Raw genomic sequence first — 8954 nt, 5'->3', positions numbered from 1 at the left:
GGCTATGGCGGGCGCACGGACGCCATGCCCCTGGCCGCCAATGACACCGGCGCTGGCGGCCCCAAGGCCGCGCTGGTCCTGCGCGACAACCTGCGCAACCGCAGCAGCATTGAGCGCGCCTACCGCAGGGCGATCGGCAAGGCGCACCGGGAAATCATCATTGCCAATGCCTACTTTTTGCCGGGCGGCAAGTTGCGGCGTGCCCTCATCGCGGCCGCCAGGCGTGGTGTGCGCGTGACCTTGCTGCTGCAAGGGCGCTACGAGTATTTCATGCAGTACCACGCAGCGCGCCCCGTGTATGGCGCCTTGCTGGCGGCGGGTGTGGAGATTCATGAATACGAAGCCGGTTTCCTGCACGCCAAAGTCGCGGTGGTGGACGGGCATTGGGCCACTGTGGGCTCTTCCAACCTGGACCCTTTAAGCCTGTTGCTGGCGCGTGAAGCCAATGTGGTGGTTGAGGACAAGGCTTTTGCCGCCGGCCTGGCGGGCATTTTGCACGAGGCCATGGTCAGCCAGGGGCGACGCGTGGACCCGGCCGATCACAGCCATCGTCCGGTTGGCCAGCGCCTGAGGGGCTGGGTGGCGTATGCGCTGGTGCGGCTGGCCTTGCTGGTGGCGGGGCAACGTTACTGAGGCGCCCGGCAGGTGGTATCCGGTGCCTGACACTGGCGCTATTGATTTGATAGCTGCTTGCGCTTGTCAGGCAAGGGCCGGAGGCCAAAAACCCTGTCAAATCCCGGACAAGACGGTTTGGGGTCAGGCTGGTAATATCTGGCATGCTTATGAAATCTGATACGCCCCTGCAAGACGCGACCGACGAGGGGACGCCCGTTTCCGTCAAAATCCGCGAACGGCTTGCCCAGGCACGCAAACGCTTCAACGCCAACGACAACATCGCCAAGTTCATTGAGCCCGGTGAGCTGGAAAAGCTGCTTGACGAAGTGACCGGCAAGATGCAGGGCGTGCTCGACAGCCTGGTGATCGACACCGAAGGCGACCACAACACCCACAACACCGCGCGGCGCGTGGCCAAGATGTACCTCAACGAGGTGTTCAAGGGCCGCTATGTGGCGCCCCCCACCATTACCGAGTTTCCCAATGCCGAGCACCTTAACGAGTTGATGATCGTGGGGCCCATCACCGTGCGCAGCGCCTGCTCCCACCATTTCTGCCCGGTCATCGGCAAGATCTGGATCGGCGTGCTGCCCAATGAGCACACCAATGTGATTGGCCTGTCCAAATACGCGCGCCTGGCCGAATGGGTCATGGGCCGCCCGCAAATCCAGGAGGAGGCGGTGGTGCAGCTGGCCGACCTCATCATGGAAAAGACCCAGCCCGACGGCCTGGCCATCGTGATGGAAGCCAGCCACTACTGCATGGCCTGGCGCGGCGTGAAAGACATGGACAGCAAGATGATCAACTCGGTGATGCGCGGCGTGTTCCTGAAAGACTCGACGCTGCGCCGTGAATTCCTCGCTTTGATCCCGCAGAAAGGCTAACCATGTTGGTACGTTTACTTTACGCAAGCCGCGCAGTCGATACCAGCCCCGAAGCCATCGAAGGCATCCTGTCGCAGTCGCGCCAGCACAACCCGTCGTCGGGCATCACCGGCATCCTCTGCTACGGCGGCGGCATCTTCCTGCAGGCGATTGAAGGCGGCCGCATGGCGGTCAGTGAGCTCTTCGGCCATATCCAGCAGGACGCCCGCCACAAGGACGTGATCCTCCTGGACTTCGAGGAAATCTCCGAGCGGCGCTTTGGCGGCTGGACCATGGGCCAGGTCAACCTGTCCAAGCTCAACCACTCCATCCTGCTGAAGTATTCCGAGAAGGCCGAGCTTGATCCCTATTCCGTGTCGGGCAAGGTTTCGTTCGCGCTGCTCGAAGACCTGATGGCCACCGCGTCCATCTGCGGCAGGGTTTGAGGCCTGCGTACCGCCAGGCCTGACGAGTGTCTTTAGGCGCCCTGGCCCTCGTACTCCTTGCCGGACTGATTCACGCCAGCTGGAACATCGCCGCCAAGAAGGCCGGCGGTGACGCCCGCTTTGCCGCTTTTACCGGCCTGGTGCTGCTGGTGGCGTGGGCGCCGCTGGGCATCTGGTTCGGTATTGCCGAGCTGCCGCGCTGGGGCTGGGCCGAATGGCTGCTGCTGTGTGCCAGCGCCGTGCTGCACACCATCTATTACATCGTCCTGTTGCGCGGTTACCGCAAGGCGGACCTCACCGTGGTTTACCCGCTGGCGCGGGGCTCGGGGCCGCTGCTGTCGTCGCTGGCCGCCATCGTGCTGCTGGGCGAGCAGATTTCTGCGCTCGGGCTGGCCGGTATCGCGGGTGTCGTGGGCGGCGTGTTTCTGGTCGCGGGCGGGCCTGGCCTGTGGCGCGCCTCGCACGACCCGGCGCAGCGCCAGCGAGTGCGCAAGGGCATGGTCTACGGCCTGTTGAGCGGCGCCTTTATCGCCAGCTACACCGTGGTCGACGGCTACGCGGTCAAGATCCTGCTGATGTCGCCGATCCTGGTGGATTACATGGGCTGCCTGCTGCGCATGCTGGTGCTGGCGCCCGCCTTGCTGCGCGACCCCGCTGCGGCCAGGGTGTTGTGGAAGCGGCAATGGAAGTACGCGGTGTTTGTTGGCGTCGTCAGCCCCGTGTCTTATGTGCTGGTGCTATATGCCATGCAGACTGCGCCACTGTCGCATGTGGCGCCTGCGCGCGAGGTGTCCATGTTGTTTGCCGCGCTGATAGGCGGCCATCTGCTGGGCGAGGGCGACCGTACTTCACGCCTGATCGGCGCCGCCTGCATTGCGGCGGGCGTGATGGCGCTGGCGCTGGGTTGAGACCGTGATTGATGCCGCGATGACGGTGCCCTTGCTGCTCGGCTGCGATTTCTCCAGCAGCCCGACCCCGAAAAAACCCATTGTTTTAGCCTTTGGGTCCATGTCTCATGGACGCTGCGTGCTGGCAAAAATAGAGCGGCTGGAGTCCTTGGCGGCGTTTGGGCAGTGGCTGCAGCATCCCCAGCCCTGGCTGGGCGCGTTTGATTTCCCGTTTGGCCTGCCGCGTGAACTGGTGGCGCACTTGGGCTGGCCGCTGCAGTGGGAAGCCTGCGTGCGCCACTATGCGGCCTTGAGCCGCGAAGACATCCGCGCCACCTTTGCCGCCTTTTGCAACGCGCGGCCGGCGGGCGGCAAGTTCGCGCACCGCGCCACTGACGGGCCGGCAGGGTCCAGCCCATCCATGAAATGGGTCAATCCGCCGGTTGCCTACATGCTGCATGCGGGGGTGCCGTGGCTTCTGGCCGCGGGCGTACACCTTCCCGGCTTGCATGATGGCGACCCGCACCGTGTTGCGCTCGAAGGTTATCCAGGCCTGCTGGCGCGCGAGGCGCTCGGCAACCGGTCGTACAAGAGCGACGACAAAAGCAGGCAAACCCCAGATCGGCTGATCGCACGCAAGGACCTGATCACCGCGCTGGAGAACGGGCAAACCCGGCTGGGGCTGTGCCTGAAGGTCAGCCATGCCCAGCGCGACCTGCTTGCCGACGATGCCAGCGGCGACAGCCTGGATGCCGTGCTGTGCCTGATGCAGGCGGCCTGGGCGGCGCAGCAGGGCGCTCCCCGCTATGGGTTGCCGGCGGAAATGGACGCGCTGGAAGGTTGGATCGTGACGGCCTGATCCGGGGGGTGGTGCTGGTTATTCATACAGTAATATCTGCTTTTTGTTCTCCTTCTTCCTTCCTTCCTTCCTTCCTCCTTTAAATCCGATGCCACCTTGCCACCTCTGCGCTTGTCACCTTGACCACCCGGGCCCTGTTGGGCGCGGTGACCACGGGGAAAGACGGCCCGGCACGGCATCTTTTGCCAAGGTTTTGCCTGCCAAGCCAATACTGGCGGGCGCAACCAGCTATTAATTCAGTAGCATTCCAATGACGATAGAGATGACGAGGCGCCGCGTTGGACAGGCCATGGGAATGTTCCTTCTGGCTGCGCTCACGAGTGGGGGCGTGCAGGCCCGTACAGCACCACTTCCCCGTGCGGCGTGGTTAGGTGCCGTCACCTATGTGGTGGATGGCGATACCGTCCATGTGCGCCCGGTGGCCGGCGGCAAACCGGTCAGCATTCGCATACAGGGCATTGACGCGCCCGAAATCTGCCAATCGGGCGGTACTGTAGCGCGCGATGCATTGATGGGGCGGCTTTTGGGCAAGCGCGTGACGATCCATGGCCAATACCATGACGACTATGGGCGCCTTCTGGCAAAGGTGGTGTTCAACGGTGAAGATGCCGGCAAGTGGATGGTCTCGCGCGGCATGGCATGGTCCTACCGCAGCCGCGGCAATCCGGGCCCGTATGCCCGGGAGGAAAAGCAGGCACAAGCGGCGCGGGCGGGTGTGTTTTCGTCGGCAAAGATCAGGCCGCCTCTGTACCCGGCGCAATTTCGCAGGCAACACGGAAGCTGCCACTGAGCATTTCGCGCCGTGTGGCAGCCGCTTTTGTCGGCCTCAACGAAAAAAGGCAGGCCCCAAATTATTCGGGCCTGCCTTCCTTTTAGCCACCTTGGCGGTGGCCCGGCTTGTTCAGCCGTTTACGCTCAAGGGCGAACAACGATGTCGTTGCGGACAGCCTTGACGTTCTTCACGTTGCGGGCGATGTTTTCAGCCTGGGCTTTTTCCGCGGCGGATTTGGCGAAGCCGGACAGTTGAACCGTACCGTTGAGCGTTTCCACCTTGATGGAAGATGCTGCAACCGTTTTGTCTTCAACGAACTTGGCCTTGACCGAAGTGGTGATGGCCGCATCATCCACATAAGCACCGGCAGTCTCCTGGCCACGCCCAACGGCGCAGCCGCTGCCGATGATGGTGATGCCTGCCAGTGCGGCGAATGCAATTGCGCGAGCGTATTTCATATTGTTTTCCTCTAAGTTGGTTTAATCGTTTGGTGCATGGTTGAAAAGGCCTGTCGGCTGGCGGCACCACGCCAGCCGACCTGCGGTAATCGTTATCTATCTATCTCTCACGCGATGCGGGCCGTAAGCCGGCGTGATGGCGCCGCCACCAAGGCTGTTGCAGGCCGCGTTGAGCCCCGTTTCATCAAGAGCGAGCTCGCCCGGCGCCGCGCTGTAAAGCGTTGAGGTGTTCATGGTGTATGAGACGTTTTCTCAGGCGTGTGATTCGCGCCGGACAACATGGACAGCAAGGTGCCGGAGAGTTCGGACGATTTGAGCGCCGCCACCAGCAAGCCACCCAGCGATACGAGGCGCCAGGGTCGCAGCACGACTGCCGCCRCCCCCGCTGCGGCCGCGATGCCCAGCAGCTGCAACGGTTTTTCTTCGGCGTATCTGCCAATCATTGGCCGGGCGAGGTCAAACGCCACGCTCACCGGGTGATGGCGCCACCAGCTTCCAAGGGCGTTCTTGAGAATGCTCCAGGTCCCGCCTTCGGCGAAGTGCGGCATATCGTTTTCCGCGCGGTCTCCGTTCGAATCGGGATGGTCATCGTGGTCCAGCTTTTCGCGGCTCATGTGCCGGACAATCGCCTTGCGGCTGCTGGCCAGCCTTTCCTGCGGTGTAGGGGCGGTGAGGGCGTTCATTGCGGACTCGGCGGGCGCGCGTTCAGGCGGCCATGCGCAAGGCACGCGCGTCATTGTCAATCTGGGCTTTCAGCTCGGGAAAGCGCTCATTCACAAAAGGTTTTCTCGCGCGCAGTGCGGCAGCGATGACGACGGCCAGCGCAACCCCTGGAACCACGACCAGCACCCAGTGAAACTGGTTTTGAAGCATGCCCAGCATCACGGCTGTGCCCGTGAGCCCCAAAAACACCGCGGCGGCCAGTACGGCAATCACCCACGCCACAGCCCTTGCAACAAGCTCGGCGCCGGCATCGGAGGCCTCTTCATGAAAGAGTGCCGCATAGGCGGCAAGATGGTCCATGACGAGGTCGGGCCGTTGAACGATCGTTGAAAACAGAGGGTGAAGCATGGGGTGGGCGAATTGAATGCGGTCGTCGGGAGTGCAAAGAGAGCCTGAGCCTGCCGATCAGTAGCGGTCGTGGTTGCGATGGCGCGCAGAAGACACCAGCAATGCGATGCCGGCGCCGACAGCGGCCGCAATCAGCACCGAACGCAAGGGCTGTTCGGCAACATAGCGGGTGGTCGCGCCTGCTGCGCTTGACAGCGACTGCTGCGCGCGATGTTTGGCCTCAGAGGCGATTTCGAGGCTTTGGCGGGCAAGCTGCTGGGCCTTGGACGCCAGCATGTCGACGACGGGGTCTACATTGCCGCGCAGCTCACGCACCTTGGTTTCTGCCTTGTCGAATGCCTCGTTGGCATAGCTGCGGGTGGAGTCCACGGCCTTTTCTGCGTTTTGCAGCAACTCATCCGAGCTTTGGCGGGCAGTCTTGGTAGCGGTTTGGGTATTCATGTCAGGTCCTTGGTGAGTTGAGTGAATGACGATGGAACTAAAAGTGAGCGGCGAAAAGCTGCGCGTCCGGAAACGGTGTTGATATCCGGATGAACGAAAAAATTAATTCTTTCGGAGCAGGCTGATGACAAAGCTCACGACGGCCATGACGGCGAAGATAAAAAAGAGGATCTTGGCGATCTCGACAGCACCTGCCGCAATACCGCCAAAACCGAATACGGCGGCGATCAGCGCGATGATCAGAAAGACGACGGAGTAGTGCAGCATCTCGGGCTCCTTGCTTGGGCTAAAAAGGGGTGGTGCTTCTTTCGAAACGCCTTCAGCAAGGTTAAAGATCCCGATTGATTTGCCTCATCGGCTGCGGGCCTGTGCCACTGTCAGTTCCAGCGGCCATGCCCTGTAGGAGGTCGCCGACATTTTGTTACGCGGAGCTGGATCCTCGCATGCCGCGCGGGATTGCGGTTGTTGAGTCCTTTGGTTGCAGGGTGGGCGGTTGCGCTGCAAGCCAGGAATTTTCAGGGCGTCAAAGGGTTTTAGGCAACACCGCAGAAATGCGCGTGCCGTCGCCTTCTGTGCTGGACACCGTCAGCCGCCCGCCTGCGGCCTCGACGCGGTGGCGCATGCCGGCAAGGCCATGGCTTCCCGGGCCTACGCTTTCGAGCTTGAAGCCCTTGCCGTCGTCCTTGACTTCCACCGTGATGTAGCTGTCGAAGTTATGAAGGCTGATCTCGGCCTGCCTGGCTTCTGCGTACTTGCCGATGTTCGTCAGCGATTCCTGCACCAGCCGGTAGACGGTCAGTTGTGCCGAGCCGCCGAGCTCCACCGGTTCCAGGTCGGTCGTGATGGACAGGCCGGAGCGCTCTTCAAACTCGCGCGCAAGAATTTCCAGCGATGCGACCAGACCGAGGTGGGACAGCGATGAGGGCCGCAAGTCTTCCACGATGCGGCGTTTCAATGCAATGCCGCTGTTAAGCGTGCTGGTCAGGTGGGTGAGCCGCTCAGCGGCCTCGGGCAGGTTGCCGGCCAGGCGGGATTTCAATCGGGCCACATCCAGTTTAGCGGCGGTTAACAGCGCGCCCAGTTCGTCATGCAGCTCGCGCGCCAGGTGGCCCCGTTCGTCCTCACGCACATTTTGCAGGTGGGTGGCCAGCTCGGCCAGGTTGGCGGTTCTTTCGCGTACCTGTATTTCAAGGAAGTCGCGCTCGCGCTGCAGGGATTCCTGCTCTCGCCGGCCGGACGCAAGCAAGGCCTTGGTTTGAAGCAGGTACATGTAAAAGGCCAGCAAGCCTGCCAGAGCCATGGCGGCAATACCGATGCGGGAAAGCTCGAGCGCTTTCTTGATCTGCACCTGGCCCTGCTCCATTTTGCTGACGCTGTTTGAAGCCAGTTTGGCGGATTGCTCGCGAATGGCCTCCATGTGCTCCTTCCCGACGTCGGTGGTCAGGACAAATTTCCAGGCGTCTTCATTGCCTTCCTTGCGCATGCGAACGCTGAGGTCCATTTCGGCCAGCTTGCGTGACACATGCCTGGACAGGATGCCGAACTCCGCAAGTTGATCCTTATAGGGGGTGAAAAGCCGGCGCAGGGCGTCCAGGTTCTGGTCGATATCGGCCAGTGCGGTGTTGTAAGGCTCAAGATAACGCTCGTCACCGGTCAGGAGGTAGCCACGCTGCCCGGTTTCGGCATCCAGCATGTGTTGCATCAGGCGATTGATGGCGCCGCGGGTTTGCTGGGCCTCTTCAATACTGGCTGCTGCCTCTGTGGACCTCTGGAAACTTGCCTCGTTGATGAAGATGAGAATGGCGGCAGCAAGCACCGCCAGGGGCAGGCTGATGGCCATTTTTGGGATCGCAAATCGTTTCACGGCAAACTCCATTCAGTAATTCGGTGAAAATTTCGTCAATAATGAACACTGAAAATCAATGCGGATGTCCTGCAGACCATCTTTTTAGTGCGTTGCCCGCTTGCGCAGACCTTATAGGAAGACAGAGACATGATCAAAATTGGAATTGTGGACGACCATGCCATTGTGCGTTCCGGACTCAAACAGTTTTTCTCCGACCAGGTAGACCTGCGTGTCGTGGGCGAAGCCGGCAGCGGCCGCGAGGCAATTGACCTGGTACGTAACGTTGAGCTGGATATTCTTGTGATGGATTTGTCCATGCCTGGGCAAAGCGGCATCGATGCGCTGGCCATGATTCGCGCCAAGGCACCCGATGTCGGCATCCTCATTTTGAGCGGTTATCCTGAAGAACACTATGCGGTCAACCTGATTCGCCAGGGTGCCAGCGGTTACCTGAACAAGGAGTGCGATCCCTCTGAAATTGTGGACGCGATCCGCGTGATTTCGCTGGGGAAACGCTACATCACCCCGGCGGTGGCAGAGTTGCTTGCGCAGCAGCTGAACCGGCCCAATGACGTGGCCTCCCACGAACAGCTGTCCGAGCGGGAGTTTCAGGTTTTTCTCAAGCTGGCAAAGGGCGAAACGGCAGGCGATATTGCCAAGGCGCTTTCGCTGAGCGTGAAAACCGTGAGCACCTAC

General features: G+C 61.4%; 14 protein-coding genes. 7 read left to right on the top strand and 7 right to left on the bottom strand.

Features of this window, described 5'->3' with window-relative positions:
- The 6 genes from AC1D0Z_RS12500 to AC1D0Z_RS12475 all read left to right on the top strand — a co-directional run.
- Positions 1 to 633: phospholipase D-like domain-containing protein (locus AC1D0Z_RS12500; RefSeq protein WP_477658565.1), on the top strand; the 633-nt coding region annotated here is incomplete at its 5' end.
- A 143-nt stretch (positions 634 to 776) separates the two neighbouring features.
- On the top strand, positions 777 to 1499 hold the full coding sequence (folE, locus tag AC1D0Z_RS12495) for a GTP cyclohydrolase I (protein WP_477658564.1): 723 nt from the start codon (positions 777 to 779) through the stop codon (positions 1497 to 1499).
- A 2-nt stretch (positions 1500 to 1501) separates the two neighbouring features.
- The gene (locus AC1D0Z_RS12490) at positions 1502 to 1924 is read left to right on the top strand and encodes a BLUF domain-containing protein (RefSeq protein ID WP_477658563.1); all 423 of its coding nucleotides are present in this window, start codon (positions 1502 to 1504) and stop codon (positions 1922 to 1924) included.
- Between the two features lie 26 nt (positions 1925 to 1950).
- A complete protein-coding gene (locus AC1D0Z_RS12485; protein ID WP_477658562.1) occupies positions 1951 to 2832 on the top strand; it encodes an EamA family transporter in 882 nt (293 codons plus the stop codon).
- A gap of 19 nt (positions 2833 to 2851) precedes the next feature.
- Positions 2852 to 3670 carry a DUF429 domain-containing protein gene (locus AC1D0Z_RS12480; RefSeq protein WP_477658566.1) on the top strand — a complete coding sequence of 273 codons (819 nt, stop codon included), beginning with the start codon at positions 2852 to 2854 and terminating at the stop codon, positions 3668 to 3670.
- A gap of 289 nt (positions 3671 to 3959) precedes the next feature.
- On the top strand, positions 3960 to 4460 hold the full coding sequence (locus tag AC1D0Z_RS12475) for a thermonuclease family protein (RefSeq protein WP_477658561.1): 501 nt from the start codon (positions 3960 to 3962) through the stop codon (positions 4458 to 4460).
- A gap of 125 nt (positions 4461 to 4585) precedes the next feature.
- Here the strand turns inward: AC1D0Z_RS12475 and AC1D0Z_RS12470 are convergent, their stop codons facing one another.
- The 7 genes from AC1D0Z_RS12470 to AC1D0Z_RS12440 all read right to left on the bottom strand — a co-directional run bounded on the left by AC1D0Z_RS12470 (position 4586) and on the right by AC1D0Z_RS12440 (position 8276).
- Entirely contained in the window at positions 4586 to 4900 is a 315-nt protein-coding gene (locus AC1D0Z_RS12470; protein ID WP_074577971.1) for a BON domain-containing protein, read from the bottom strand.
- Between the two features lie 96 nt (positions 4901 to 4996).
- On the bottom strand, positions 4997 to 5134 hold the full coding sequence (locus AC1D0Z_RS12465) for a hypothetical protein (protein ID WP_477658560.1): 138 nt from the start codon (positions 5132 to 5134) through the stop codon (positions 4997 to 4999).
- On the bottom strand, positions 5131 to 5583 hold the full coding sequence (locus AC1D0Z_RS12460) for a hypothetical protein (protein WP_477658559.1): 453 nt from the start codon (positions 5581 to 5583) through the stop codon (positions 5131 to 5133). Before AC1D0Z_RS12460 ends, AC1D0Z_RS12465 begins: the two co-directional genes overlap by 4 nt.
- Positions 5584 to 5605: 22 nt before the next feature.
- Positions 5606 to 5971 (bottom strand): hypothetical protein, encoded by a 366-nt coding sequence (locus tag AC1D0Z_RS12455; protein WP_477658558.1) that lies wholly within the window; start codon positions 5969 to 5971, stop codon positions 5606 to 5608.
- Positions 5972 to 6028: 57 nt separating this feature from the next.
- Positions 6029 to 6412, bottom strand: coding sequence for a glycine zipper domain-containing protein (locus AC1D0Z_RS12450; protein WP_477658557.1), 384 nt, complete (start codon positions 6410 to 6412; stop codon positions 6029 to 6031).
- Between the two features lie 102 nt (positions 6413 to 6514).
- Positions 6515 to 6679 (bottom strand): DUF1328 domain-containing protein, encoded by a 165-nt coding sequence (locus AC1D0Z_RS12445; protein ID WP_477658556.1) that lies wholly within the window; start codon positions 6677 to 6679, stop codon positions 6515 to 6517.
- 256 nt (positions 6680 to 6935) lie between these two features.
- Positions 6936 to 8276: a sensor histidine kinase gene (locus tag AC1D0Z_RS12440; protein WP_477658555.1), complete on the bottom strand. Its 1341-nt coding sequence runs from the start codon at positions 8274 to 8276 to the stop codon at positions 6936 to 6938.
- Between the two features lie 129 nt (positions 8277 to 8405).
- Here AC1D0Z_RS12440 and AC1D0Z_RS12435 point away from each other — a divergent pair.
- The coding region (locus AC1D0Z_RS12435; RefSeq protein ID WP_477658554.1) for a response regulator at positions 8406 to 8954 on the top strand (549 nt) is incomplete at its 3' end.

The sequence above is a fragment of the Polaromonas sp. P1_E3 genome, from assembly GCF_056405935.1.
Note: the sequence above shows the minus strand (reverse complement) of the source record. Positions and strands in the feature narration are given on the sequence as shown.